A 26,853-nucleotide genomic window follows, 5' to 3' on the forward strand; every position below is an offset into this window, starting at 1 on the left:
GCGGGGCTCGGCCGCTCTCCCACTTTCACCTTCACCCGTCGCGCCGGGCCTGCTATGCAGTGGGTTGCCTTCTTTGCCGATGTCCTTGCTTGAGGCCCGCGATAGAGGCCGGGTGCGCCGTGCGAGGCGCCTTCCTTGGAGAATTACGATGAGCCATGACTTGACCCCTGGACTGTTCGCCGGGCCGAAGTGGACGCGCGGCCTTCTGCAGCTCGCCTTACCGGCCATGGTGCTGCTCGCGTGCGGAAGCCCGTCGGAAGACTCGGCATCAGGGGGCGGCGACGCATCGACCGTGGCCTCGGCGTCGATCTCCTCGAGCGGCGGTGTCGACACGACGGCGTCGGCCTCCTCGGGCGGCAATGGCGGCTCGAGCGGCAATGGTGGTTCGGGCGGCAATGGCGGCTCGAATGGCAACGGCGGGTCAGGCGGCAATGGTGGCTCGGGCGGCAACGGCGGCTCGGGTGGCAACGGCGGCTCGGGCGGCAATGGCGGCTCGGGCGGCAACGGCGGCTCGGGCGGCATCGGCGGCTCAGGCGGCATCGGCGGTGACGATGCCTCGACGGTGGCCTCGTCGTCGGCGTCCTCGGGCGGCACGAGCGGCGCTGGCGGCACAGGAGGCGACGACGCGTCGACCGTCGCCTCCTCGTCGGCGTCCTCGGGCGGGGCCGCCACGTCGACGTCGACCGTCGCCTCCTCGTCGGCCTCCTCGAGCAGCGCCGGCGGCACGGGCGGCGGCGATGCCTCGACATCGACGGTGGCCTCCTCGTCGGCCTCCTCGGGCGGCGGCGGCGCGGGCGGCGGCGATGCCTCGACGTCGGCCGTAGCGTCCTCGTCGGCCTCCTCGGGCGGCGGCGGCGGCATGGGTGGCGGCGATGCCTCGACGTCGAGCGTGACCACCACCTCGAGCGGCACGAGCTCGACCACCTCGACCGGCACGGGCCCCCTCGCGAGGACGCCGGTGGAGCGGCACGGCCGCCTGAAGGTGATGGGCAACCGCGTCGTCGACGAGCACGGCGAAGAGCTCCAGCTCAAGGGCATGAGCATGTTCTGGAGCGTCTGGGAGGGCGAGAAGTTCTACAACGCGTCCGCCGTCAACACGCTCGTGAACGACTGGGATGCGACCGTCGTCCGCGCCGCGATGACCGCCAACACATCGGGGCTCGGCTACGTCAACAACCCGGACGCGGAGAAGCGGAAGGTCAAGGCGATCGTCGACGCCGCCATCGCCAGAGGCATCTACGTGCTCATCGACTGGCACGATCACGACGCGGTCCAGCCCCGGAACAAGGAGGCCGCAAAGCGCTTCTTCCGGGAGATGGCGACGGAGTACGGCGATGAGCCCGCCGTGATCTTCGAGGTGTTCAACGAGCCCGACACCGAGACCTGGGCGCAGGTGAAGGCGTATGCCGAGGAGGTGATCCGGGAGATCCGCGGCGCCGGCTCCGACAACCTCGTGATCGTCGGGTCGCCGAACTGGTCGCAGGACGTGGACGTCGCCGCCAACAACCCGATCACGAGCTACGGCAACATCGCCTACACGCTCCACTTCTATGCGGCGACGCACAAGGATGGGCTGCGCGCCAAGGCGACGACCGCGATGGCCAGGGGCCTCGCGCTGTTCGTCACCGAGTGGGGCACCTGCGCTAGCACCGGGAACGGCGCGCTGGATCTCGTCGAGGCGCAGCGGTGGCTCGACTTCATGGCCAGCAACAGCATCAGCTGGCTCAACTGGTCCATCGTCGACAAGGACGAGTCCTGCGCCGCGCTCAGGCCCGGCGCGAGCGCCGGCGGCCCGTGGTCGAATGGCCAGCTGACCGAGTCGGGGCGGTGGGTGAAGCAGAAGATCCAGGCGCCTTGACGCGGGGAGCCCGCCGAGGGGCGCCGTCGAGGCCGGGGGCGCTCCGCCCGGGTCGGTCGCGCGGCGCCACGTCGCCTCGGGCGCGGACAGCGAAGCTCCCGCGGCGCGCTTTCCGTTCCTTCGAGGGCTCCTCGAAGACCAGAGTCTAGCTCTCTCGCCTTCGCCTCGTTCACCAGGCGATCCGCGCTCGATCGGCTCACTCCCGCGCTTCCTCATCGACGACATTGCCCGAACTCGGTGGATGAGTCAGGGTTTCGGCGACGCACACGGCCGCGCCTGCTCGGCGCGGTGACGGCGCGATGAAGGGATATGTCCTGTCCCTTCATCCCACTTCGTCCGGTCCTCGACAGAGGTCGTCTTCTCCCTCGAATCCCCCGCGCGAGCCGATGCGCTCGCGACACTGGGGAGACGCCCGGCCGAGACGAGACAGGACGAGACGTCGATGCGCGCCCTGGACACGCGCTGTCTTTCTGAAGTTCCGATGGCTTGAAGAGACTCGAACGATGCCGGGCGGAACCCCGTCGAGCGTCGGCGCTCGCGACATCCGCTCATCGCAGGACGGACGAACATGCCGGCGACCCGCGGAGTCCCGCGAGGACGCTGGCTCGCGCCGCCTGTCATTCACTCGCGCAGCAGCGAAGGAGGCTTCCTCGTGATGGTTAGAGCTCGTTCCAAAGACCCGCGCACGGGCGAGATCGGGGCGTGGATCCTCGTCGTCCTGATGGGTCTATCGTCAACCGGATGCTGGCCCGAGGGACGCGAGCCTCCGTGCTCGGGATGCGGGAGGCCCGGACCGTCTTCGTCGCTCGGGGACGGCGGGGCCTCGTCGCTCGGGAACGGCGGGTCCTCGTCGCTCGAGGGCGGCGGGTCCTCGTCGCTCGGGAACGGCGGGTCCTCGTCGCCGGTCACGCCCGAGAGCGGTGACCCGCCGTCGGATCCGCCGGACGACGGCGCGACGCCCGCGCCAGCCACTCCGCCGCCATCCCTCGGCTCGCTCCGGGGCGTCGCCGTCCCGGAGCCGCGCGACCTGTCCCGGTACGTCAAGAGCAGGGAGACGGCCGTGGCCCTCGGAAAGGCGCTGTTCTGGGACATGCAGGTCGGCAGCGACGGCGTGGCGTGCGCGACGTGCCACTTCCACGCCGGCGTCGACCACCGCAAGAGAAACCAGATCAACCCGGGTATCAACAACCAGGATCCCGAGCGGCGCACGCGGTTCGAAGCCACGCGGTCGGACGGGAAGGGCGGACCGAACTACGCGCTCGTGGCGAGCGACTGGACTTTCCGCCGCGACTTCCCCGCGGATGCCGACGATGTCATCTCTTCACAGGGGGTGTTCCACGCTCGATTCAACGGCATCGTGCCCGAGAGCGAGAAGGACGACTGCACGCTGCTGCCGGACGTCTTCCAGGTGCAAGGGGTGAACGTGCGGCGCGTCGAGCCGCGGCAGACGCCCACCGTCATCAACGCGGTGTTCAACTTCCGCAACTTCTGGGACGGACGCGCAAGCAACCATTTCAACGGAGTGAACCCGTTCGGCAGGCGAGATCCGGACGCCGCCGTCCACGCCGTGCGCGACGGCGTCCTGGTCCGCGAGAGGGTCGACCTGGAGAACTCGAGCCTCGCGTCTCAGGCCGTGGGCCCGCCGATCAACCCCTTCGAGATGTCGTGTGAGGGGAGGACGTACGCTGACGTCGCCGCGAAGCTCTTGCCGCGCAGGCCGCTCGCTGGCCAGCTCGTGGACCCCACGGACAGCATCCTCGGCGAGCTGCGCGATTCGAGCGGAAAAGGGCTCGCTCCGTCCTATGGAGAGCTCGTCGAAGAGGCCTTCGTGGACGCGTACTGGCGGTCGGATCAGCGCGTCGGCGCTCGGCCGCTCGTCGAAGCGAACTTCTCGCTCTTCTTTGGCCTCGCCATCCAGCTCTACGAGGCCACGCTCGTGTCCGACAACAGCCGGTTCGATCGCTTCGCCGACGGGGACAGCGCTGCCCTGAGCGACGAGGAGCGCGCGGGGCTCGCGATCTTCCAGGGCAAGGGCAGGTGCATCAACTGCCACCATGGCCCCGAGTTCACCAGCGCCGCCACCCGCCTGCAGCGCGAGGAGCAGGTGGGCGGTTTGATCTCGCGGATGCCGGTCGGGGACGGCGGCGCCGCGCTCTACGACAGGGGCTACTACAACATTGGCGTTCGGCCGACCGAGGAGGACATCGGCGCCGGAGGGGTCGACCCCTTCGGTCATCCGTTCTCGTTCGCCCGGCAAGGGAAGCTGCTCGCCGCGGGCGAAGGCGCCCCGGACGTATTCGGCATCGACCCGGCATCGTTCGAGGTCGAGCCAGGGGTGCCGATCGCGTCGGGCGAGCGCGATGCGGTCGACGGCACCTTCAAGGTCCCGACGCTCCGGAACATCGAGCTGACGGGCCCCTATTTTCACAACGGAGGCGCGCTGACGCTGCGGCAAGTCGTCGAATTTTACAACCGTGGCGGCGGCCGGCGAGAACGGGAGGGCGGCGACACCACCGGGTTTGGGTCCAACGGGACGAACCTCGCTCCGAACATTCAGCCGCTCGGGCTGACGGAAGAGGAGAAGAAGGCGCTCGTGGCGTTCCTGGCGACGCTCACCGACGAGCGGGTCCGGTTCGAGGAGGCGCCGTTCGATCACCCGCAGCTGTTCGTCGTCGACGGTCACTTCTGGAATGAATGGACCGTGGTGGATGACGGCACGGGGCGTGCCCGCGAGAAGATCAAGGAGGTCGCGGCGGTCGGCGCCGCAGGGCGCAAGCCGAAGGACCTCCCTGGGCTTGCGCCTTTCAACCCGCTCTGAGCGCCCCGGCGATCCCAACCTGGGTCGGGCAATCTCAACCTGGGTCGGGTCGCCTCAACCTCGGTCGGGTCCCCTCAACCTCGGTCGGGTCGGGTCGCCCGGTGATCCCAACCTGGGTCGGGTCCCCCAACCTCGGTCGGGTCGGGTCCCCTGCATCCCAACCTGGGTCGGGTCCCCCAGGGTCGGGTCCCCCAACCTCGGTCGGGTCGGGTCCCCTGCATCCCAACCTGGGTCGGCGATCCCAACCTGGGTCGGATCGCCTCGGTCGGATCGCCTCAACCTCGGTCGGCTCCCCCTGCCTTCCTCCGGAGCGCCGCCAGCCTCGACGGCCGCACCAGCAGCCCGCCCACCGTCTGATCCGCCACGAGCTCCGCGATCTGCTCCGGCCCGTAGCCCAGCGCCGCGGGATCGCTGGCCGCGAGCGGATGCACGCGCCCTCCTCCCTCGGGACGGCACCAGTTCTGCACGCTCTCGTCCTGCGCCAGCACCGTCAGCGCGCACAGGTAGGCGTCCACCTCGCGGAACCTCCCCTCCCCCATCCCGCGCCCCACCATCGCGGCCACTGCCTCGGTCAGCGCGCGCCGCTCGGCCCAGTACGTCGCGAACGCCGCCGGATCCCGCTCGCTGAACCGGTGGATCTCCGTGATCTCCAGCGGAAACCCGCACACCGTCTGCACGTCGAAGCGCACGAAGCGCCATAGCTGCACGTCCGCCGTCTCGCCGCTCGCCTCGAGGCTCCGCGCGTACGACAGCGGCAGCCGGTTCACCTGCTGCAGGATCTCCGCGACGATCAGCTCTTTGCGCCGGAACCAGTAATACAGCGACGACTGCCGGAGCCCCGCCGCCTGCGCGACCTCCAGCATCGACACCTCGGCCACCCCCCGCTCGGCGAACAGCCGGCCCGCCACCTGCAGAATCTGCTCCCGCGGCGCGAGATCGCTCCGCTGCGGCGCCTTGCGCGGCCGGCCCATGCGGCGCGGGCTCCCCTCGGCCTTCTGCTCGCCTCCGGCGTTCCGCCCCCCTTCCGCCGGCTGCCTTCCTTCGGCGCTGTGCCTGCCGTCGATCTTCGGAGGAGGAGCCATCTCTGTCTTCATCGTCATCGTCCGAGGTGGCCATCACGCAGCCGCGCGATCGCCGTCGCGCCCTCATGCCGCCTCGCCCTCCCGCGCGTCAATCGGCTCCGCGCTCGCCCCCCTGCGCCATCCGCTCTTCATCCACCACCCACACGGGAGAAAATTCACCACTTCCGGGAAAAAGCGCTCGCGCTCTGCATTTTACCCTCACGAAACAGGCTGGAAACCCTGGCCCCGGACAGTCGGTCCGTATTTTCGATTGCCTATCGAAATGAGGCGGGCAATGCCTGAAACGGCCACAACGTACGCCGCGCGCGAGCACGCGCGCGCCCAGGAAGGCAGCGTCGTCGGGACGCAACCCACTGTGCCGAGCACGTCGATCGGCGATCCGCCGGCGGGCGTCGAAGCGCGCGACGTCCTCTGGGAGGAGCCCCTCGGCGCCGGCGGTTACGCGGCGCGCACGCTCCCCGTCGGCAGCCGGCTCCGGCTCGTCGACCTCGAGGGCGACACCTGCGTCGCCCTCGTGCTCCACCGCGCGGACCGCCCCATCGAGCGGCTCTGCGCGGCCGCCCCGCCGCCGACGACAACCCCGTGCGCAACGCCACGCTCCTCGTGAACCTCTCGTACCTGGTCGTGACGGCCGGGATGCTCCTCCGCCGGCTGCGCGGGTGGCCGGGCCTCGCCGGGGCGCCGGCCGGGGTGTTCGCCGCGACGCAGCGGCCGGCAGGAGAGCGGGTTGCCATCGGCCAGCCCGGAGAGCGCTCGGCCTCGCTGACCTCCTGAGGCAGGTTGTTCCCGCTCAGGCGCCGCGGGCTCGGAGAGCTCCATCTCATGCCCCGTGGACGCTGCCAGTTCCCCCGGCGGGTGAGACCGCGCGCCACCAGCGCGCCGCTGACCCCCCAGGCGAGGGCCAGGGTGACCAGGATCAGCAGCGCGAGGCGGACGAAGCGACGCACGATGACGCCCTTGATAGACCCTCCCGCCCGCGAAGACGAGGAGGGGAGCCGGGCGCCCCGTTCACGACAGCGCGACGCCCATCAGTTCTCGAATCGGACCTTGTCCATGTAGTAAGGACCGCTGTTGAGGGTCACGGTGAGCGTGAGCTGCTGGGCGGCCGCGGCGGTTCGGGCTGAGGGCGCCCGCGATCAGGGAGCGGGCGTGACGCTGAGCGCGCCCGCGGCGCTGAGGGACGCCTTGTAGCTCCCGGACGCAGGATAGGTGATGCGGAACCCTGCGAGGTTGGGCGAGAGGGTCTTCGTCTGGCCCGACGCCTGCGTGCCGCCGGCCGGCACCCAGTACTGGGTGCACGGATCCCACTGCCCGGCGGTGTGCGTCTGGACGAGCGTGCAGACGTCTCCACCATTCTGGGTCGCGATGCTCTGGCTGACCTGGTACGTGAGCACGAGGGCGCCGTTGTCCTCCGTGAGCTTGGTCGCTGCGTTCATCGAGGTCGTGTCGGTCGCGCCGCACTTCAGGTACCAGTGGCTGGGCGCGTCGGCGCAGGCGGGGATCGGCGCGGCCGCCGTGCCGAGGGTCACCTTGACCGTCGCCTCGGACGTCGAGACCCCGAGCAACGAGATGGCCAGGTTCGCGTCGCGATCGACGAACGTATGACCCCAGGGGAGCGCCTCGCGCGAGACGTTCGCGGGATAATTACCTACGTTGATCGGCACGGAGGGCGTCATGTTGACGATGCGCGTCGGGGTCCCCTCCAGCGTGCCCCGGTGCACGAGGATTCCGCTCGCGACCGGCGAGCCCGCCGTGAACCGCTGGGAGTCGAAGAGGCCGAGCGGCTGGCGATACTCAACCTGGTACGTCTCGTCCCCGCCGGGGATGGGGACGACGAGCCGCTGCACGCCGTCCGAAGCCAGCTCGATCGGCTCGACGCTGACGATGGAGGTCCCGCTCGCGCTCACGGTCGCGGTGTTCTCCGGCTCGAACCAGCCGAGCCGCGCCTTCTCTGGAGCATTGTAGTGCAGGAACTGCCCCCCCATCGTGCTGAACGAGTCACCGTATTCCTGCCAGCAACTCGTGTTCCCTGGGTTGAGCTGGCCGCTGTTTGCGCACTTGGGCAGATTGGGCTGCGCGCAGCTCGTGCTCATCGACACCCAGTTCCCGGCAGCGTCGGCGCAATTCAGCAGGTCGGCGTGGTTCAGGCCCAGGTTGTGTCCCAGCTCGTGTGCCATGGTGCCAGAGTTCTCGGCATGGTAAAAATACGTATTGGAGTACAGGGCTCCAGCTCCGTCGCCACACCCCGCCGGCACCTCGGAGAGAAAGAACATCGTGTGCTGGTAATTGGCCTCCACGTAGCCCCCCGCCTGCGCGGCCATCGCCCTGCCCAGCTCCACGTAGTTGGCGTGCTGGGCGCAGACCGGGGTCCCCACGTCGAGCTCGTACCAGCCGAAAAAGTCCCCGTCGGTGTTGTTATGACCGGTCAGGTGCATCTTTCCGTAGGAGGCTTCACGGAAGAAATTGTCGGTCGAATCCGCGTTGCCAAAGAGGCGGTCATACACCTGTTCGATGGTGTAATCCGGACTCGCTCCGTTCTTGAATTGGATGAAGATCGCCGCGACCTTGCGGCCACCGATGACGGCGGGCTGCTGGACGGCGGAGATCGACTCGTCCTCGTCCGCCTCACCCTCCGTCGCAGTGGCGCAGGCGGAGAGCGCGAGGCAGAGAATGAGAAACCCGCTGCGATGGGTGAACGAAACGTTGCGCATTGTACCTCTGTGGTGTCGAAAAAAGCGCGTGACAGCGCCGGACGCGAGCGTGCATGGAGTCACGGACTCCAGACCTCGAACCCACGCGCAGGCTCGGAGCTCACGACGTGACGATCGGCCGAGCCGCCTTCGAGGGAGTCCTCGAAAGGCGGCGGGTCCGGAGGAAGGTCCAGACGCTTCGGGGCCGTCAAGCCCCAGCCGCGGGACCTGCGTGGACCGGGTTCATCGAACCCTCTTCTGCTCACTGGATGCGGCCAGCCCCGGTCGCCCTTCACGAAATCGTGACGGCCCCGCCGATTCCCGGACGAAGCCACCGCACAGGGGCGCCGCGGTCCCGTCCCGAACCGCCAGGCCGCGCAACGCGTTCATCGAGAGCCCGGACCCGGCCCTCCTCGATGCCTTTGCGTCGTGCGTCGAGAGGGCGACCTAGATCTGCTGCGGCGCGCCCTCGACGACGCCGACCCCGAGGAGCTCGAGTGACGTCTCGGGGCGGGGCCTTCCGCCTCAGCTCTGCGATCGGTGCGGGACGATGTCGTTGGCGATGATCTCGCCGAACGGCCCCGTGAGGTTCGGGCGGACGCCTGCAGCCCTCCGCTCGACGGGGAGCCGCGGGAAGAGCAGCTCGGCGACCCGATAGGCCTCTTCGAGGTGCGGGTACCCCGACAGGATGAACGTCTCGATCCCGAGCTCCGCGTACTCCTTCATGCGGCGCGCGACCGTTTCCGCGTCACCCACGAGCGCCGTTCCGGCGCCGCCGCGCACGAGGCCGACGCCGGCCCAGAGGTTCGGGCTCACCTCGAGGGCGTCGCGCCGCCCCTTGTGCAGCGCCGCCATGCGCCGTTGCCCCTCGGAGTCGAGGCGCCCGAAGGCCTGCTGCGCCGCGGCGATGGTGCTGTCGTCGAGGTGCCGGATCAGGTCGTTCGCGGCGGCCCACGCCGCCTCCGCCGTCTCGCGGACGATGACGTGCAGGCGGATCCCGAAGCGCACCGTGCGCTGCTCCGCCGCCGCGCGGCGGCGCACGTCCGCGATCTTCTCGGCCACGGCGGCCGGCGGCTCTCCCCAGGTCAGATAAACGTCGACGTGGCGCGCCGCGAGCGCGTGCGCCGCGGGCGACGACCCCCCGAAGTAGAGCGGCGGGTGCGGCGCCTGGAGCGGCGGAAAGAGGATCTTCGCGCCCTTCACGCGCAGGTGCTGCCCCGTGAAGTCGACCGTCTCGCCGGCCATGACGCGCCGCCAGATGCCGAGGAACTCGTCGGTGACCACGTAGCGCTCGTCGTGCTTCAGGAAGACGCCATCCCCCTCGGACTCCGCCGGATCGCCGCCGGTCACGACGTTGACGAGCAGGCGACCGTCCGACAGGCGATCGACCGTGGACGCCATGCGGGCGGCCCACGTGGGCGAGACGACGCCCGGCCGCACGGCGACGAGGAAGCGAAGCCGCTGCGTCAGCGGGATCATGGCCGACGCGACCGCCCAGGCGTCCTCGCACGATCGCCCGGTGGGGACCAGCACGCCGTGATAGCCGAGGTCGTCGGCGGCCTGCGCGATCTGACGAAGATAAGGGAGCGTGACGGGGCGCGCGCCCTCGGCGGTGCCAAGGTAGCGGCCGTCCCCGTGCGTCGGAAGAAACCAGAAGACGTTCATCGATGGAGAAGCTCCTCGCCCGTGAGTCGCCGGGTCAGGCGCGCGAGAGCACGATCCGCACCGCGCGCCGCCGCGCGCTGGAGCCCGCGGCGCCAAGGAACCTCGCCGGACAGCCCGCCGCGACGCCGCTGCTGCCCCAGCAACATCAACTGCTGATCGACTGCTGCTGGAACAGCAGTCGACCGCTCCTCCATGGGTGCTCCCCGGCGGAGCGCCACGCCTCGACCTGGCACAGCGGCTGCTGGACCGAGGTTTACGCCACGCATCCGCCATAGATGAAATTTTACATCATAATACCATCCTTACGCGCTGACGTGGGTTGTAGAGGAGGCGAAAGAGCCCTCATGATCAGGTACATCTCGTTCACGACGGTCCGCTCCGCGCTGCTGGGCTGCGCAGCTCTCTCGAGCTTGTTGCTGCTCGGGTGCGGCCGCGACGGCGGCGAGGCGGGCGCCACGGGCGAGAAGGCGGCGAACGCCGGGCAGGCGGCCGAGGACACGCGGGCGGCGGTGGTGGTGCGGCTGGGGTACCAGAAGATCGGCACGCCGTTTCTCCTCAAGGAGCGCGCGGAGGCCCTGACGAAGGCGCTCGAGGCGAGGAACGCCCGCGCCGAGTGGGTCGAGTTTCAGGCCGGTCCTCCGCTGCTCGAGGCGATGCGCGCGGGCGCCGTGGACGTCGGCCACGTCGGCGAGACGCCGCCGGTGTTCGCGCAGGCGGGCGGCGTGCCCTTCGTCTATGCCGCCACCGACGCGCCGGCGCCCAGGGCCGAGGCCATCCTCGTCAAGAAGGACTCTCCGATCCGCACGCTCGCGGCCTTGAAAGGCAAGCGCGTCGCCCTCAACCGCGGCTCCAACGTGCATTACCTGCTGGTTCGGGCCCTCGAGAGCGCCGGGCTGACGCTGGACGACATCCAGGTCGTCTTCCTGGCGCCCGCCGACGCGCGGACCGCGTTCGAGGGTGGCAATGTCGATGCCTGGGTGATCTGGGATCCTTTCCTGGCAGCGGCCGAGCTCGCCGGGGCCCGTGTCCTCCAGGACGGCGAGGGGCTCGTCGACAACCGCCTCTTCTATGTCGTCCGGCGAGAGTTCGCGGAAGAGCAGCCGGCGATCTTGCAGATCGTGTTCGACGAGTACCGCGCGCTGAGCGCCTGGGAGGACGGGCACCGCGAGGAAGCCTCGCAGATCCTCGCGAGATCTTCGGGGATCTCGTACGAGGCGTTCCTGCGGTCCGAGCACCGGCGCGCGTTCCAGATCCTGCCGATCACGCCGGAGATCGTGCAAAGGCAGCAAGCCATCGCCGATACGTTCCACAAGCTCGCGATCATCCCGCGCGACATCCGCGTCGAGGAGGCGCTCCTGCCGGGCGCCGCGATCGGAGGCGCGCGATGACGGCCGGCGAAGGGCCGATTCGAGGCGGCGCGGTGCGCGGGCTCGGCGTGCGCATCGCGCCCTGGCTGGCCCCGCTGGCCCTCGTGATCCTCTGGGAGGTCCTGTCGCGGCTGCAGATCATCCCCAAAAGCCTGCTGCCGTCGCCCGTCGAGGTGCTCGTGGCCGCCTCGAACGCCACGAGGAGCGGCGATCTGCCCGCGCACCTCGGCGTGAGCGCGCTGCGGGCGGTGGGCGGGCTCGTCGTCGGCGCGGCCGTCGGGCTCGCGCTCGGCCTCGGCACGGGGCTCTCGCGCCCGCTGCAGCTGGTCATCGACGGGCCGCTTCAGATGCTCCGGGCGATCCCGGCGCTGGCGCTCGTGCCGCTCGTGATCCTGTGGTTCGGGCTCGGCGAGACCGCGAAGCTCTTCATCGTCGCGATCACGGTGCTGTTCCCCGTCTACCTGAACACGTTCCACGGGGTGCGCAGCGTGGATCCGCAGCTCATCGAGATGGCGCAGGTCTATGACGTGCGGGGGTTCGCGCTCTACCGCGAGGTCATCTTCCCGGGCGCGCTCCCCTCGATCCTCGTGGGTCTGCGCTTCGCGCTCGGGCTCTCGTGGCTCGTGCTCATCGTCGCGGAGACGCTCGGCGCGAGCCAGGGCCTCGGCTATGTCGCGATGAACGCCCGCGAGTTCATGCAGATGGATCTCCTGGTGCTCACGATCGTGCTCTGGGCCATCCTCGGCAAGCTGGCCGACTCGCTGGCGCGGTGGCTGGAGCGCCGACTCCTGCCGTGGCAGCCGCCGCTGCAGCGGCTCGAGGCGAGGTGAACGAATGAGCGGTTCGGGCGATCAGACCGCCGGCGCGCGCGTCGTGCTGGAGCAGGTCGACAAGCGGTACGGCGACCGGCTCGCGCTCTCGGGCATCGAGCTCGACATCCGCCCTGGCGAATTCGTGACGATCGTCGGGCGGAGCGGCTCGGGCAAGAGCACGCTGCTGCGCGTCCTGTGCGGCCTCGAGCAGCCGACGCGCGGCGCGGCGCGCGTCCTGGCCTCGAGGGAGGTCGCGGCGCGCGAGGCGGTGCGCGTGGTCTTCCAGGAGCCCCGGCTGCTGCCCTGGCGCACGGTGCTGGAGAACACGTGCATCGGCGGGCCGAGAGGGCGCGACGCGCGCGCGCGCGACGTGCTCGACCGGGTCGGGCTCGGAGATCGGCTGAACGACTACCCGGGCGTGCTCTCGGGAGGTCAGCGGCAGCGGGTCGCCCTCGCGCGCGCGCTCGTCCACGACCCGAAGGTGCTGCTGCTCGACGAGCCGTTCGGCGCGCTCGACGCCCTGACGCGGATCGGGGCGCAACGCCTCGTCGAGTCGCTGTGGGCGCAGCGCCGCTTCACGGCCATCCTGGTGACGCACGACGTGGAGGAGGCGGTCCTGCTCGGAGATCGCGTGCTGGTGTTCGACGAGGGGCGCATCGTGGAGAGCGTCGCGGTCGATCTGCCGCGCCCCCGGGCCAGGGAGTTTCCGGAGGTCGGCCGCCTGGCCGGTGTGCTCCTCGACGCGATCTTCAGGAGATCCCCGGAAGAAGGAGGGCTGTCACGGCGCGCCTCGCGCGAGGACGTTTCCAGGCATCCAGCGACCCTCTTGGCCCCCAGCGGCCTCGAGGTTGCTCGCCATTGACTGGATCCCTCGCGCAGGCGCCACAGGCCCCGAAGGAGCGTTCGCACCTTCGAGCTATTTCCGGACGTCGGGCGATCGTGCAGCCTAATAGGCCTTCGGCCGGTTTCCCTTGGCCGTCCGGCGCACAAGCTTCATCCGCTCGATTCCCCGGGGCTCGAACACGAGCGTCTCGGTCCAAGCCCAGGACTTGCCGCCGGGCCCGGTCGTGCCGGCAGCCTCGTAGTCGACGGTCGTGCGCGTGCCGACGGTGGAGAACGTGAGCTCGACGAGGACCTCCTGTTGATATGCTGTATCCGGCTTCTGCGAACACCTGCTCGGCACGTCTTCCTGGAACCAGCGGCGCAGAAAATCCCGGTGTTTGTCCTCGCACTGATAGCCAAAGCCCAGGGCCGAGGTATACGGGCAGTCCAGGTGACCTCTCGCGTCGTCGGTCGGCAGCTCGCCCCACTCGCAGTGGCTCACGAGCTCGGCCGAAACATACCCGACGGCCGCGCGCTCGGTCTCCGAGAGGCACGCGACCACGTCCTTGGCGACGACCGGCGTGCAGCACCCCTCCGTCCAGTACAGCTTCGTGGGTCGGTCGTGCGGGGTGCACGACGGCGCATCGACGGTGGCGCTCGGTGGGGGCGCCGACGGCGGCGTCGCGGAGGGTTGCGGGGTGGAGATCGACGATTGGATGGGGAGCGATGTCTGGGCGGGCGCTCCGGACGAGCGCTCTCGCGTGCACGCCGCGACGCACGCTGCCGTGACCAGGATGGCAAAGCGCCTTCGCTCCACGGCGGTCCGTGGGGCCCACGCGCCCGTCACGTCGCCTGCGCGCCGAACGTCGGTGAGCCGTGGCGAGGAGCGGGCGCCGCCTGCGGCTCGTCCGGCGCACAGGCTCGCGGGGCTCGGCGTTCGCGGTGTGCGCACGGGTCCAGCTCAGCAGATGGCCGAGGCGATGGCCAGCGGGGCGCATGGCGACCGCCCGCCTGGTGATCCCCGTCGGGGGGCCTGGTAAGGGTGGCCCAGGAGACCCTCCCTGCATGATGGCTTCGCGGCTCGCGCTCCTCCCCCTCCCGCTCCTCGTCGCTTCGTGTGGTCCCGCCGCCGGGTCGACCCCCGCGGCGCTCGCGCCGGCCTGGGTCGCCATCCCCCCGGCCCCGCTGGAAGCGCCCGCGCGCGCCGCGAGCGCGCCGGCCGTGGATCCCTCGGCCCCGCTGGCGTTGCCGAGCGCCGCCATCCCGCCGGCAACCTGGGTCGAGCCGCCCCTCGGAGAGCAGGAGCGGACGAGGGCCGGTCGGGACCCGTTCCGCGAGCACACCGAGATCGCCCTCGGGGAGCACTTGGCGATCTTCGCCGCGAAGGGAAGCGGCGCCGATCCCGCGGGCGGAGCCTTCGCGGTCGACGAGAAGCTCGGCGTCGTCGGCCCGCTGAAGCTGCCCGCACGCTTCACCTGGGTTGGCGTCGCCGGCCCGCAAATCGACGCGCTCTATGCGGCCACGCCGGAGGGCGCGCTCCACCGCGCCGCCAGCGTCCGCGATGCGCTGAGGGCGGACGGCTTCGAGTCGCGCGGCAGCGTGCCTGGCGCGACGGCCTGGGACGCCGCCGGCGCCCTCATCGCGGCCGCGGCCGGAGAGCGCGTCAGCGTCTCCGCCGACGAGGGCCGCAGCTTCACCTCGGCCGTCGTCGCGCCCGGCAAGGCGGTGCGCGCGGTGCTCGTGCGACCCGACGGCGTGCTCGCGGCCGTGGTCCAGGCGCCGGCGCGCGGCCAGCAGCCGGCGGCGCCTGACACGTTCCTCTCGCTGGATCGCGGGCAGACCTGGAAGCGATCTGCGTTCCAGCCGCGCTCGATCGAGCGCGCAGGATCCTGGATCTGGAACGGCAATGCGAGCTGCCCCGCCGTGCTGAGCCGCGACGGCCAAGCGTGGGCCAGGACCGCTGCTGCGTCCTTATACACCACGTCCTTATATGCCCGACCCACGTTGGGCATCGCGCTGCACCTCTCCCCCGCGATCCGCGCCATCGAGGCCGGCTCGTTCCGCTCATCCGTCGCCCCACCGGCGCCCGAGCCGCCCCGGCGCGGCGACACCGCGGTCGGGCGGGAGCCGCGGTGCAAAAGCGACGACGGGGGCGTCGTGGGCGGTATCGGACTCATGGGCGCGGCTGGCGTCTCGTGCGGAGGCGCGCTCTGCCTGCTCGAAAGCGCCACGCCGCGGCCACAGCCGACACGCACACAAATCGCGACGTTCGGCGACGGGATCTGCGAACCGACGAGCGCGCGACCGCCCGGCAGCGCCTGCGCCGCGCACCTCACGCGGCCACCGACGTTCGCGGTCGTCGACCACATCGCGAGCACCGTGACGCCCGTCGCGGCGCCCGACGGGTGCCCGCAGCCGGTCGCGCTGCACAACGCGGCCGGCATCGGCGTGCTGATCTGCCGCGGAAGCAGCGGGGGCGCGACCCTCTTCATGCGGGGCGCGCAAGGTGCATGGCACGCGGAGGGGAGCCAGGCGACCCCGGCCGAGACGCTCAAGTGGATCGCCGCGGCGCCGGATGGCACGCTGCTCCTGCTCGAGCCGGCGCCGCCCGCAAGCGCCCGCCAGCGCGAGCCGCTGCAGGCGCTCGTGCGAAGCCCGCTGCCGCTCGGCACACCGCAGGCGTGGCGCCGGATCACGGCGCCGGACGGCGTCGCGGCGCTTCCCGCTCCCGGCGGCGCGGCGCTCCTCGCGAGCTCGCCCGCGGCCTCGGCCGGCAGCCGCCTCGATGTGACGCTGGATCGCCCAGGGCAGCCGGCGCTCCCCCTGGCGCGCGACGTGGAGGTCTCCCAGGACCTGACGCTGATGGAGATGCGGGACGGGCAGGTGCGGTTCCGCGTGCGTCCAAATCCTGCGCCGGACGTCCAAGGAAGGGTGGGGCCCCCGCCCCCCGAGCCGCGGGCTCCGCGCTGGCACGTGCTGACCCACGGCGGCGAGTTCGTGCTGGAGACGCCCTCCGGGCCGAAGCCTCCGACCGAGGGGCGCCGGCTCGGCCCCGCGGGTCGCTAGCGCCGCCTCCGCGCGGTCCCTCGCGTCGGCGATGGCGCGGGGCTCCGCGGGGCTCAACCACGTCGCGGGCGATGGCACGGGGCTCAACCACGTCGCGGGCAATGGCGCGGGGCTCAACCACGTCGCGGGCGATGACGTCGCGGGCGATGGCGATAGCCGTAGAAGCCCCCGCCGCCGTCGCCTGGGTCAGCGGTCCCGGAGAAGCCGGACCATCCGCCGACGAAGCTCCTCGCTGCTCTCGCGCCTCGCAGCCTCGTTCAGCAGCTCGATCGCCGGCCCGCGCAGGACGGCGGCGTGCTCGAGCCCTTCGATCGCCAACCTCCGGGCGCTCTCACACGACAGGGACAGCGCCGCGCTCCACACCGCGCCGTCGTAGAGACAGCCGCGCAGGCCGCTCAGGAGCGGCCTTACGGCGGCCGCATCGTCCCTCGCGATCGCACCCCTGAGCCTCGCCGTCAGCCGCATCCTCGCCTGGTCCGAGCGCGTGGCCCCGCACGCGGCGATGGCCAGCGCCGCGATCTCCTCGTCGGGATCGGAGGTGAGAGGCCACACGGCATGGAAGAAGGGGGTTCCGCCGGTCGCCACGGCCCCGAGGGCGCGGAGCAGGGCCTTTTTCCGGGCCAGGGACGCGGTCTGGAGGCGCGGGAGCAGGCGCGCCTGATCCACGGTGAACTCCCGTCCAAGCCCGTCGAGGAACGCAGCGCAGTCCTCGTCGGGCATGCCGTCGAGCTCCTCGATCCGCGCCGCGGGAACCGACGGAGGTCTGGCCTCCTCCCCGGACTCGAACGCTTCCCTGGCCCCGTCGAGCGCCTCGGCGAGCGCCCTCTGGACCGAATCCTTGTCCCAGGCCTCGGCCGCCCGCGCTTCCAGCTTCAACGCGGCCAGCAACGCCTCGCCGGCGCGCCGGTGCTGCCCCGGATTCCTGACGACGAGGGCCGCCATCACGGGGGCGCGCCGCCACGGATCTGGAGCGGCGAGGGCACGCTGGAGCGCCGACTCGGCCTCGGGAATGCGGTACTCGCGGAGGACGAGCGACGCGGCGTGGAGATCCCGCAGCGACGTCGACCGCTCGATGAACCGCTCGATCGAGGCGATGACCTGGGGGTCGCTGGGTTCGTAGCCCGAAATGACGTGCTGGAGCACCGGCAAGATGTCGCTATCCAGGCCGTCCGGGTCCTGCGCGGCCAGGAGCGACACGAGGAGCGGAGCATCGCCCGGACGACCGGCTACCCACAGGACGAGGAGCGCGCTCCTGTGATTCCTGCTGTGTTGCCCGGGCGGGCCCCTGAGCGCCTTGATCGCCTGGACGCGCATCGCCCCGGCGATCTCGTGCAGGGGGTTGTCTCTTCCCCACCGGGTCTCGGCCTGGCGTCGCTGGAAGTACTCGAAGATACGGTTGATCGCCTCGCGGGAGCCGGACCTGAGCACGACGCGCGCGAGCCTCATCTGCTCCTCGTCGCTCATGGCCGACGTAAGGAGATCCTCGGCGCTCGCGTGCGCCCGCCGCCGGAGCGGCCGCCTTTCGGGCGAGGTTGGGGGGCGCGGACGGCGCTTTCGGTCCGGGCTCATGCCAGATCCCATGGATCCTATCAGCATCCGTTCGACGCGACAGGGGTTCCCTGCGCGAGCAGCCAGCACGGCTCACGCTCCGACGTGCGACGCGGCCCGTGAAGGACGCGCGCTGCACCTCGCAGGATGGATCTCCTGGGACTGGAGCCGTTAGCATGGTGGACGCATGCCGCAGCAGCCACCGACCGAGCCACAGCAGTCACCGACCGAGCCACAGCAGTCACCGACCGAGCCGCAGCAGTCACCGACCGAGCCGCAGCAGCCACCGACCGGACCGCAGCAGCCACCGACCGGACCGCAGCAGCCACCGACCGGACCGCAGCAGCCACCGACCGGACCGCAGCAGCCACCGACCGAGCGGCCCTTCTCGCTGACAGACGGTGCCCTCGCCGCGTTGGTGGCCACCGGCTACGGCGTTCCCGCGCTCGCGGCGCTGCTCTTCGGCGTGGGGCAGCTCGTCCGACTCGATGCCGCGATCTTCGCCGCCGGAGCGCTCGGGCTGGCCTGTTGGATCGGCCTGACCGTATGGACATACCGCGCGATACGGCGCCGGGGGCGCGACCCCTTCCAGGTGGCGGCCGAGGTGCTCACGCTGCTCCTCCTGCCCGTCTGGGGCCTGGCGTACAGCCATGATGCCCCCGGGACGTGCACTGTCTCGGCATGCGACGCCGGCACCACGGCGTTCCGGCCGCTCGCCGAGCCGGAAGTCCACGGCCTGATCGCGCTGCACGCCCTCACCGCGCTCGCCTATGTCGTGTCACGGCGCCGGAAAGAAGCGCTGCCTGGCCCTGCAGAGCTCGTCGTCCATGCAGCGCTGCTCGTCGGAATTGCGCTCCACGTCCTGCTGGTGGTGCACTTCGGCCCCTGGGTCGCGGCCGGCCTGCTCGTGCCGCCGCTGCTCCTGCCGTGCGTCGCGCCGGTGTTCACTGTCGTCTTCTATTCCGCCGAGCTGCGCGCTCGCCTCTTGAGGCGGGGCGTCGAGGCCAGCGCGCCCGCTCCGTTGGCCGCTGCCGACCCCGCCTATCGCACGGGGCCGCCGCAAGTCCCGCTCCCGCCGCCGCCCGCGATTCACCGACCCACGTTGTGGCGCGCCCTCGCGGCTTCCCCGTTGCTGCTCGGGGTTCACGCCGTCCTGCACGCGGCCTGGCTGGACCATCCGGCAGCCGCCCTCCAGGTCTTCACCCGCACATGCGGGTACACGCTGTCGCAGCTCCCAATCGTGAAGCTGCCCGGCGATTGCCACTACTTGTGCACCGTCGCTGCGCGCGGCCACGCCTGGCTTGTGCGCCCGATCCGGCTCGGACGGCGGGGCGGCACGCCGATCCTCGTCAATCGGCAGCTCGCCATCGCCAACGCCTTCGAGGATCTGCTGCACGAGCGCTGGCCGCGCTTCGGCCGCGCGGCGCGCCAGCTCTACGACCGGATGGGGCTGCCCGTGAGCCGATACATCGGCGCCGCTTGGGCTGCGGATCTCGTCTATCTCGCGATGAAGCCGCTGGAGTGGGCGTTCTACCTAACGCTCCTGCTGCTCGACCCGCGCGCCCCCGAAGAGCGAATCCACCGTATGTACAGGTGAGAGCGGCCCAGCGGCCCGCCGCACCCGACCGACCCAGGTTGAGCCATCATCAGGTTGCGCCCCCGACCGACCCAGGTTGAGCCATCATCGCGCTTTGCGCATCGCTGAGAACGGCGCCACGCGGTATCTACACCACGAGTCTGAGGTCCGTCACGCTGGCGCCGTGGAACGTGCGCATCCACCAGGTTCCCGCCGGGAACACCACACCGCGTACCCCGGCGCGCCACCGTTCAAGCGCCGCGCGGTACGACGCACGAAACGCCCGCACCGCAGCACCAGCGATTCGCCGTGCATCACCCTGCTCGCGGCCAACCGCGAAGGTCGGATTGCGTTCGCCCAGCGCCTCGAAGCTCGTGACGCGCTCGTACGGGGAGATCTTGCTGACTCGCTCAGCACCAAGAAAGCGACGCCCTTGCCGCTGCAGCGCCGCATGGGCCTGCGCCTCCTGTTCCTTGAGCGCGGCGGCGACCAAGTGCCGGAAGTCATCGATGCCGTCCTGCTCGACCGCCGGTGGCAGCGCGAGAGGCAGCATCACTTCCTCGGGCCACTGTGGATTTTCCGGGTCAAGGTACGCCACAGGACGCGCCGCACGCAGCACGCCGCAGCCGAGCTCTCTCACATCGACTTTCGCCCCCGGCCACTCACACGCATGCCGGACGAGGCCAGCGGCCACAGGGTTCGCGAGCACGTAGGCGATCTTCTCCACGACCGCAGCGCGCGTCAGGAGGCGCACAACGCTCGTGGCTTCGTGGTCCCATACCGGTCCTTCCCACGCGCGAAGCACCTTGGTCCCGAGCGCCACAATGCGATGAAAGAACTGCAAGAAGCGCGGCAGGACGCCATTCACGTCCGTCACGACCAGGTGTAGATGCGTTGACATCGCGCAGAACGCGTGCACCTCGATTCCGAAGCGACCAGCCGAGACCGCGAGGGCGTAGACCAAGAGCTGGGTGATCGCTGCGTCGGGACGCAAGAGCAGGTGCCGACGCAAGACGCGACGGGTGATCATATAGGTAGCGCCGGGCGAGATCTCGCGGGGGTGGCTCATGGCCCGTCCGTATAGACAAACGCTGTGCCAGAGATTGCAGTCAATAACTTCAAGCACTTGCCACGCCCCACAGGTGGCGATCACTGCGCCAGAGGTGGCGGCCGCCATGCCGTCTTCCACCTCGGATGTTATATTCACCACCTCCAGACATCGCAGCCCATCCCCTTCCACCAACCTCTCCCCCCAACCCAACCTAGGTTAATATTTGGGAGCAAATCTAGGTCGGGTCTTGGAACGACCTGCGTCGAGTCTCCGACCTGGGTCGGGTCTTCGGGCCCAATCTGGATCAGGTCTCAACCTGGGTCGGTCTGTGGTCCAACCTGGGTCAGGTCTCAACCTGGGTCAGGTCTGGTTGGGTCAGGTCTCAACCTGGGTCAGGTCTGGGTCCCGGCTTTGTTTTATTTTGCATGGCGAGCGCGCTCCGAACGAGAATACAGCATGCTCGACCCAGCTTATGACTCGTTCGCGACGCACAAACACGCAGCCCGTGAGAGCTTTACTTACACATTCCGCACCCCCGCGGGCGTTCGTCGCACGACTCGCACATTGTTCCAGCAGCCTCTCGTGAACGGCTCCGCGCTCGTTGTCGCCGCGCTCCTCGCGGCGTGCGGTCAGGCTTCGGAGGAACCTGCTCCGGGATCAGGGTCCGGCGGCGGCACGACGGCGACCTCAGGCGCAGTCGGCACCGGCAGCACCGGCAGCGCCGGGGGCATCGGCGCCACCGGCAGCACCAGCAGCGCCGACGGCACCGCCGAATCGACGGCAGAGGCGGCTGGAACCGGCGGCTCGACCGGGGCTGCAGGCGGCAACCCCGGTGCCTGCGAGCAGGGCACGACGAGCACGGCGTGGGCGACGAGCTGCCAGACCACGGGGGCCAGCTGCACGGCAGGCACCTGGAGGGCGCCGCGCGACGGCGGCGAGACGCGCGCGCCGCTGCGCCACGAGTCGGCGCACTTCGCCTTCTACTGGCCCGAGGGGACGGACATCGACCTGAGCCAGGCGGAGGAGGCGGCGGACACGCTCGAGAGCATCTGGAGCGCGTACTTCGGCAGCCCCATCTTCTTCCCCGAGCCGTACTGCAAATCAGCGGACAAGTGGAAGGCCGCCGTCCATTTCGACAACAGCTTCCCGCTCTGGGGCGGCGGGTGGAGCCGCAACGGCGTCAACTATATGGGGATGTGGATCGGCCCCGACGCCGCCCGCGACCCGTGGGGGCTCGCCCATGAGTTCATGCACGGCGTGCAGTCGACGACGCAGGCGTTCCCCGATTGCGGCGGCGACGGCTGCTGGATCTTCGAGAGCCACGCGAACTGGATGCCGCATCAGATATGGCGGGACAACGTGCACTGCTCGGACATGCTGCCGAACATGCCGCACCTCTACTACGGCAACACCCGGAACCGCTATTGCAACTGGCAGTTCTTCGAGTTCCTGAAGGACAAGCACTGCTACAGCGCCGTCAACGACATGTGGGCCCACGAGGCGCCGCACGGCCAAGGGGACCCATGGCAGAAGCTCATGCTGAGCCGTGGCTGGGACATCGAGCGGCTCAACGACGAGTTCGGCGAGTGGGCGATGCACAACATCACCTGGGACTACAAGGACCCTCCGCCCACGGACGGAGGCGATCCCTCCGGCGTGTATCGACGAAAATACGGCTCGATCGAGGCCGACATGACGTCGAACGGCCGCACCGATCGCCGGCTTCGTCTCACGCGCCTCGAGGCGCTCGACGCGGACTGGGCTCAGAATCGCCGCTTCGTCTCGCCGTATCACTGGGCACCGCAGCGCTGGGGTTACAACGTCGTGCGCCTGCACCCGAAATCGGACGCGACCAGCGTGCGCGTCGTGTTCCGGGGCGTGACGCAGGCTGGCGCCGACTCCGGCTGGCGCTGGGGCCTCGTCGCGACGGACCCGGAGCTGACCACATCGCGCTACAGCCCGCTGCAGCGCGGGAGCGACGGCGAGATGGACTTCTGCGTCAGCCCCGGCGAGCACGTCTACCTGGTCGTGGTCGCGACGCCGACCGAATACCAGAAGCTGGTCTGGACGAAGCCCTCGGACGGGCCAGCGTACCCGTCGATCTATCGCTATCCGTACATGGTGGAGCTCGACGGAGCGTGGCCCGCCGGCTTTCAGGACGGTCAGCTCGATGCGTGTCCGCGGGGCACGACGAGGCACGCGAACGGCGGCGGCTGCGCGCCCGCGGGCACGCCGTCGAGCGTCTACGTCGGTCCTTACGCGACCATCCTCGGCGGAGAGGTGAGCGGCGACGTCCGCGTCGAGGATCATGCGACCATCGTCAACGGCGTGATCTCCGGCGGCCGTGTCGGCGCGCTCAGCCTGGTCGGGCAACGCGGCTCGGGCATCCAGGCGCGCGGGTTCAACGTGAGCGGCTCGGCGAACGTGCAGACCACCTTCTACCCGCTCGGCTGGTTCGGCGATGGCCAGTCCGTCTCCGGAACAGCAAAGCTGCTCGGGGATGTCGAGTTCGTCGCCACATCGAAATCGAGCAACACGTTCTACGGGTTCGTCCCCGCCGACTGGGCGGGCGTCTCGACGGTCACCGAGGTGACGGCCGCGCCGCCGTACACCTGGCGGCGCTGAGGCTACGATGCAGACGATGCTTCATGTTGGGCTCATCGGTGACCACGACGACGCCGTGACGGCCCACCGGGCCATCCCGGTGGCGCTGCGGCTGGCGGGAGAGGCGCTATCCGTGCCGCTCTCCTTTGAATGGGTGCCGACCGAGGAGGTGACCGACGCCTCGCGGGTGGCTCGTTACGACGCCCTGTGGTGCGTTCCGGCGAGCCCGTACCGGAGCATGGATGGCGCGCTGCGCGCGATCCGCTTCGCCCGCGAGCAGCGGCGCCCGTTCCTCGGCACCTGCGGGGGCTTCCAGCACGCGGTCGTCGAGTACGCGCGCCATGTGCTGGGCTGGTCGGACGCCGAGCACGCGGAGACCGCGCCGGAGGCGCAGCGCGCGGTGATCGCGCCGCTTGCGTGCTCGCTGGTGGAGGCCACCGGCACGATTCGCTTCAACGCCGGAACCCGCATCGCGCGGGCGTATGGCCGCCCTGAGGCCACGGAAGGATATCGGTGCCGCTACGGCCTGAACCCGGAGTTCCAGGCCGCGCTGGTCTCGGGCCCGCTGCGCATCGGCGCCGAGGACGACGCCGGCGACGTGCGCGCCGTGGAGCTCGACGGCCATCCGTTCTTCGTCGCCACGCTGTTCCAGCCGGAGCGCGCCGCGCTCGCCGGTCGGCTGCCGCCGCTCGTGGCCGAGCTCATCCGAGCCTGCTCGAGCGCCGCCGGCTGAACGCCGGCGCCGGCACACCGTTCAACGGAGGAAGGATCCGACAGAGCGTCAACGACGCCGAGCTCTGGATCTCTTCCTGGCGTCCGGCGCCTTGTGGTTTCGAACCTCGGCCGGCTTCCGCGTTCCGGTGCGTCTGCTGCTTCACGAGGTGTTCCTGCGAGGCGCTGCGCGTGCGGCGCCGTCGTTCAGCGCGATTGCAGGAAGTACCTGCGCGCGGCCTCGCAGAGCTCGGGCCAGCGCTGGGCAAGGGCGGGATCTGCTGCGAAGCGGCCTGCCCAGAAGGCGTCGAGCGAGGCGCGCGCCGCGGGGGTCGGAACCCCGTAGCGTGCGTTCGTGCTCTCCACGTAGGCGGGGTACAGCTCGCACGCGACGACGAGCCCGGCGTACTGGTTGAGCGTGAGCGAGGGTGGCGGGCGCGCGCTGAGCGGGTCGCTCACGCTCCCGGGGGCCGGCGTGGAGGCGGGCGGGACACTCGGCGTGGCGGCCGGCAGCGCGCCCGACGCGGAGACCGGCGGCACGCTCGGCGCGGCGACCAGCGCCGCGCTCGGCGTGGCGACTGGCGGCACGCTCGACGCGGCGACCGGCAGCGGGCTCGCCGTGGCAGCCGCCTGCGCACTCGACGCAGCGACCGGCAACGGGCTCGCCGTGGCAGCCGCCTGCGCGCTCGGCGTGGCCGCAACGGAATGACGCTCGTCGTGGAGCGGCACCGCCGCGGAGTGGTGCGCGGGCGCCGGACCAGGCTCGCGCACCGGCTGTCCATCGGGGCTGGCGACGGGCTGAAACGGCAGCGCCGAGTCGAAACGAGCGACGGACGGCCGAGGGCGCTCTTCGGAGGCCACCGGGATGAAGGGCAGCGCGGAGTCGATGACCCGCGGCGTATCGGGGAGCGTCTTGCTCAGAGGCTTCGACTCCGCGCCGCTCACCGGCGGGTCCGTCCGAGGAACCGACGCAGGCGCGGGAACAGGCACGATCGCGGGCTGGGTGACGGATTGGGGTGCAGGTGTGGACGCAGGCGCCGGAGGGGGCTCGGGCGCGGCCACAGATGCGGGCGCGGCCACAGATGCGGGCGCGGCCACAGATGCGGGCGCGGCCACAGATGCGGGCGCGGCCACAGGTGCGGGCGCGGCCACCGGTACTGCCATCGGTGCCAGCGCGGGTACTGCGATCGGCGCGGGCACACCGAGCGGCGCCGGCCCAGGCACCGCCGTTGACCCCAGCACCGCCATCGGCGCGGGCATCAGCGCCGCCGGCGCCGGCATCGGCGCCGCCGCCGGCACGAAGGGCAGCCCCCCGCCCAGGCGAGACAGCGGCCCCTGCGCCTCGACCAGCGCCGGCGCGCTCGTCGTCGCGGTGACCTCCTCCGCGTCATACTTCGCCGCGGTCGGCGGCACGAAGGGCAGCCCCCCGCCCAGGCGAGACAGCGGCCCCTGCGCCTCGACCAGCGCCGGCGCGCCCGTCGTCGCGGCGGCCTCCTCCGCCGCGCGCTTCGCCGCCGCCTCGTCCTCCGCGCGCTGCGCCGCGGCCCGCTTCGCCTCCGCCAGCCGCTCGTCGAGCGCCCCGTGCGCGTCCTTCAGCACGACAAGCGCCTCGGCGCTCTCGCCCTCCGGACCGAGGACGCGGCCGATCGCCAGGAGCATCTCTCGCGCGGCGCGCAGCGCCGCCTCGTCCGCCGCGCGGCCGGGCAGGTGCCGCCTGGCGAACGCCGTGAGCTCGTCGTCCTCGCATCGAGCGAGATCCGCGAGCCGGGCCGCCACGCGGCGCCGATCCGGATCGACGCTGCTGCCCGTCGGCCTGCGCATCGCCGCGTCGAGCTTCGCGAGCGCCTCGGCCAGCGTGCTCTTCTCCGGCGCCGTCCCTGAATCCGTGGCGGACCCCTTGCTCGCGACCCTCACGGCGCGAGCACGAGGACGGTGGTGACGCTCGGTACGATGGCCATGCCCGGCGCGTTCGTGCTGTTCTGGATCGAGATGCTCGTCAGGCGCGTCATGGGCGCGCAGCCGACGATCACCGTGAAGGCCGCGGTCACGTTGCGCGACGGGCCCATCACCATCCCGGACGCGACGCCGAGCGCGACGCCCGGGTTGTCCCCCATCGTGAGCGGCGCGACCGTCAGCATGTTGTGCGCCGGCGCGCAGGTGACGAGCACGTTCGGCACGAAGAGCACGCTCATCGGATGGAGCGAGATGTTCGGGTATGGAATCGGCACCGGAGCCGGCGTCGGGGTCAGGCACACGTCCGGGAACGCCAGGCACATCCCCCCTGCGGTCGTCTTCGCGAGCATCGCTTCACCCCTCGTCGTTGCTGGCGCCCGCGGCCTCGCGCGGCGCGCCCCTTCAGCCGATCTTGACCTGCTCGCCGTCGAGCTTCGCGAGCGTCCGCGCGGCGACGATCGTGTTCTCCCCACGCACCGCCGCGAGGCCCTCCGCGCGGAGATCGTAGACGCCCGCGCGCACCTGCTCGAGCGCCTCGACGAAGCGGAACGCCTGCTTCGCGCGCTGGACGAGCCGGTCGGCGCGCGCCTCCATGCGCTCGGCGACGACGACGGCCTTCTGGAAGTGCGCCTCGAGCGACCGGCCGACGAGCCCGATCTCCTCGATCGCCACCGCCGCCGCCTGCGCGCGGACCTGGAGCTTGCCCGCGAACAGCCCGACCTCCCTGGCGGCGGCGATCTCGATCTGGTCGCCGGCGCCGAGCCCGAGCCGCCCCGTCGCCTGCACCTTCATATCGCCCTCGGCGACGATCCGCGTCGTCGCGCCCGCCTCGCCCTCCAGCACCGCGAGGACGAAGACCTGCTCGCCCTCCACCGCGCAGAGCACCCGATCCCCCGCGTCCGGCGCGACGAGGCAGCTCTTCGCGCGCCGCGCCGCGACAGGCCCGCCGCCGAGCTCGACAACGAGCCCCGACGCCGTGCCCCGGACGACGCCCGTCTCCAGCGACGGCACGCGTCGCGGCGAGGGCGAGCGCTCGATCGCCGGCAGATCCACCGCGGCCAGGAGGTCGTCCTGCGCGCTGTCGTCGTGTGCCACCGTCAGGGGCTCGCGGGCCGCCATGCTCTGCATCTCGGGTCTCCTCGGCCTGGATCCGCCCGGTCAGGACGTGCGCGCCGCAACGCTAGTTTCAACGATTTCACGGCGAAAATCAATGGATTTCGTGGAACGCGG

General features: G+C 70.9%; 21 protein-coding genes. 12 read left to right on the top strand and 9 right to left on the bottom strand.

The genetic code is table 11. The annotated features are described in order from the left end of the window. The first annotated feature begins 148 nt into the window (after positions 1-148). Both WMF46_RS26465 and WMF46_RS26470 read left to right on the top strand, forming a co-directional pair. Positions 149-1,858, top strand: coding sequence for a glycoside hydrolase family 5 protein (locus WMF46_RS26465; protein WP_437979744.1), 1,710 nt, complete (start codon positions 149-151; stop codon positions 1,856-1,858). 655 nt (positions 1,859-2,513) lie between these two features. Continuing rightward, positions 2,514-4,676, top strand: a complete 2,163-nt coding sequence (locus WMF46_RS26470; RefSeq protein WP_437979745.1) for a cytochrome-c peroxidase — start codon at positions 2,514-2,516, stop codon at positions 4,674-4,676. A gap of 275 nt (positions 4,677-4,951) precedes the next feature. Here WMF46_RS26470 and WMF46_RS26475 read toward each other — a convergent pair whose 3' ends face one another. Further along, positions 4,952-5,770, bottom strand: coding sequence for a TetR/AcrR family transcriptional regulator (locus WMF46_RS26475; protein WP_437979746.1), 819 nt, complete (start codon positions 5,768-5,770; stop codon positions 4,952-4,954). A gap of 262 nt (positions 5,771-6,032) precedes the next feature. Here WMF46_RS26475 and WMF46_RS26480 point away from each other — a divergent pair, with 262 nt between their 5' ends. Both WMF46_RS26480 and WMF46_RS26485 read left to right on the top strand, forming a co-directional pair. Next, positions 6,033-6,365 (top strand): DUF1989 domain-containing protein, encoded by a 333-nt coding sequence (locus tag WMF46_RS26480; protein WP_437979747.1) that lies wholly within the window; start codon positions 6,033-6,035, stop codon positions 6,363-6,365. Continuing rightward, on the top strand, positions 6,341-6,532 hold the full coding sequence (locus tag WMF46_RS26485) for a hypothetical protein (protein ID WP_437979748.1): 192 nt from the start codon (positions 6,341-6,343) through the stop codon (positions 6,530-6,532). The genes WMF46_RS26480 and WMF46_RS26485 overlap by 25 nt, the downstream gene beginning before the upstream one ends. A gap of 362 nt (positions 6,533-6,894) precedes the next feature. Here the strand turns inward: WMF46_RS26485 and WMF46_RS26490 are convergent, their stop codons facing one another. Both WMF46_RS26490 and ssuD read right to left on the bottom strand, forming a co-directional pair. Beyond that, on the bottom strand, positions 6,895-8,469 hold the full coding sequence (locus WMF46_RS26490; protein ID WP_437979749.1) for a hypothetical protein: 1,575 nt from the start codon (positions 8,467-8,469) through the stop codon (positions 6,895-6,897). 504 nt (positions 8,470-8,973) lie between these two features. Next, positions 8,974-10,113 (bottom strand): FMNH2-dependent alkanesulfonate monooxygenase, encoded by a 1,140-nt coding sequence (gene ssuD, locus WMF46_RS26495; RefSeq protein ID WP_437979750.1) that lies wholly within the window; start codon positions 10,111-10,113, stop codon positions 8,974-8,976. Between the two features lie 2 nt (positions 10,114-10,115). Here ssuD and WMF46_RS26500 point away from each other — a divergent pair, with 2 nt between their 5' ends. The 4 genes from WMF46_RS26500 (at position 10,116) to WMF46_RS26515 (ending at position 13,154) form a co-directional block, all read left to right on the top strand. Then, the gene (locus WMF46_RS26500) at positions 10,116-10,388 is read left to right on the top strand and encodes a hypothetical protein (RefSeq protein WP_437979751.1); all 273 of its coding nucleotides are present in this window, start codon (positions 10,116-10,118) and stop codon (positions 10,386-10,388) included. Positions 10,389-10,457: 69 nt separating this feature from the next. Continuing rightward, on the top strand, positions 10,458-11,501 hold the full coding sequence (locus WMF46_RS26505; RefSeq protein ID WP_437979752.1) for a sulfonate ABC transporter substrate-binding protein: 1,044 nt from the start codon (positions 10,458-10,460) through the stop codon (positions 11,499-11,501). After that, positions 11,498-12,310 carry an ABC transporter permease subunit gene (locus WMF46_RS26510; RefSeq protein ID WP_437979753.1) on the top strand — a complete coding sequence of 271 codons (813 nt, stop codon included), beginning with the start codon at positions 11,498-11,500 and terminating at the stop codon, positions 12,308-12,310. The genes WMF46_RS26505 and WMF46_RS26510 overlap by 4 nt, the downstream gene beginning before the upstream one ends. A 4-nt stretch (positions 12,311-12,314) precedes the next feature. Continuing rightward, a complete protein-coding gene (locus WMF46_RS26515; protein ID WP_437979754.1) occupies positions 12,315-13,154 on the top strand; it encodes an ABC transporter ATP-binding protein in 840 nt (279 codons plus the stop codon). 84 nt (positions 13,155-13,238) lie between these two features. Here the strand turns inward: WMF46_RS26515 and WMF46_RS26520 are convergent, their stop codons facing one another. Next, the gene (locus WMF46_RS26520; protein ID WP_437979755.1) at positions 13,239-13,931 is read right to left on the bottom strand and encodes a hypothetical protein; all 693 of its coding nucleotides are present in this window, start codon (positions 13,929-13,931) and stop codon (positions 13,239-13,241) included. A 248-nt stretch (positions 13,932-14,179) separates the two neighbouring features. Here WMF46_RS26520 and WMF46_RS26525 point away from each other — a divergent pair, with 248 nt between their 5' ends. Beyond that, positions 14,180-16,180, top strand: coding sequence for a hypothetical protein (locus WMF46_RS26525; protein ID WP_437979756.1), 2,001 nt, complete (start codon positions 14,180-14,182; stop codon positions 16,178-16,180). A 186-nt stretch (positions 16,181-16,366) separates the two neighbouring features. Here the strand turns inward: WMF46_RS26525 and WMF46_RS26530 are convergent, their stop codons facing one another. Then, positions 16,367-17,626 carry a hypothetical protein gene (locus WMF46_RS26530; RefSeq protein WP_437979757.1) on the bottom strand — a complete coding sequence of 420 codons (1,260 nt, stop codon included), beginning with the start codon at positions 17,624-17,626 and terminating at the stop codon, positions 16,367-16,369. Positions 17,627-17,915: 289 nt separating this feature from the next. Between WMF46_RS26530 and WMF46_RS26535 the strand changes: the two genes are divergently transcribed. Beyond that, on the top strand, positions 17,916-19,325 hold the full coding sequence (locus WMF46_RS26535; RefSeq protein WP_437979758.1) for a DUF6688 family protein: 1,410 nt from the start codon (positions 17,916-17,918) through the stop codon (positions 19,323-19,325). A gap of 127 nt (positions 19,326-19,452) precedes the next feature. Here WMF46_RS26535 and WMF46_RS26540 read toward each other — a convergent pair whose 3' ends face one another. After that, complete coding sequence (locus WMF46_RS26540) at positions 19,453-20,373, bottom strand: transposase (protein WP_437987939.1); 921 nt, start codon at positions 20,371-20,373, stop codon at positions 19,453-19,455. A 438-nt stretch (positions 20,374-20,811) separates the two neighbouring features. On the opposite strand from WMF46_RS26540, the gene WMF46_RS26545 reads away from it, so the two are divergent. Both WMF46_RS26545 and WMF46_RS26550 read left to right on the top strand, forming a co-directional pair. Then, positions 20,812-22,980 carry a DUF6055 domain-containing protein gene (locus WMF46_RS26545; protein ID WP_437979759.1) on the top strand — a complete coding sequence of 723 codons (2,169 nt, stop codon included), beginning with the start codon at positions 20,812-20,814 and terminating at the stop codon, positions 22,978-22,980. 7 nt (positions 22,981-22,987) lie between these two features. Then, positions 22,988-23,692, top strand: a complete 705-nt coding sequence (locus tag WMF46_RS26550) for a CTP synthase C-terminal region-related (seleno)protein (protein ID WP_437979760.1) — start codon at positions 22,988-22,990, stop codon at positions 23,690-23,692. 185 nt (positions 23,693-23,877) lie between these two features. On the opposite strand, the gene WMF46_RS26555 is transcribed toward WMF46_RS26550, so the two are convergent. From WMF46_RS26555 to WMF46_RS26565, 3 genes are read right to left on the bottom strand one after another with little or no spacing between them, the layout of a single operon-like run. Further along, on the bottom strand, positions 23,878-25,584 hold the full coding sequence (locus tag WMF46_RS26555; protein WP_437979761.1) for a hypothetical protein: 1,707 nt from the start codon (positions 25,582-25,584) through the stop codon (positions 23,878-23,880). After that, entirely contained in the window at positions 25,581-25,973 is a 393-nt protein-coding gene (locus tag WMF46_RS26560) for a DUF4150 domain-containing protein (protein WP_012237562.1), read from the bottom strand. The genes WMF46_RS26555 and WMF46_RS26560 overlap by 4 nt, the downstream gene beginning before the upstream one ends. A gap of 52 nt (positions 25,974-26,025) precedes the next feature. Beyond that, a complete protein-coding gene (locus WMF46_RS26565; protein ID WP_437979762.1) occupies positions 26,026-26,751 on the bottom strand; it encodes a DUF3540 domain-containing protein in 726 nt (241 codons plus the stop codon). Positions 26,752-26,853 lie beyond the last annotated feature (102 nt).

It is taken from the genome of Sorangium sp. So ce117 (assembly GCF_051524395.1).
Taxonomy (GTDB): domain Bacteria; phylum Myxococcota_A; class Polyangia; order Polyangiales; family Polyangiaceae; genus Sorangium; species Sorangium cellulosum_B.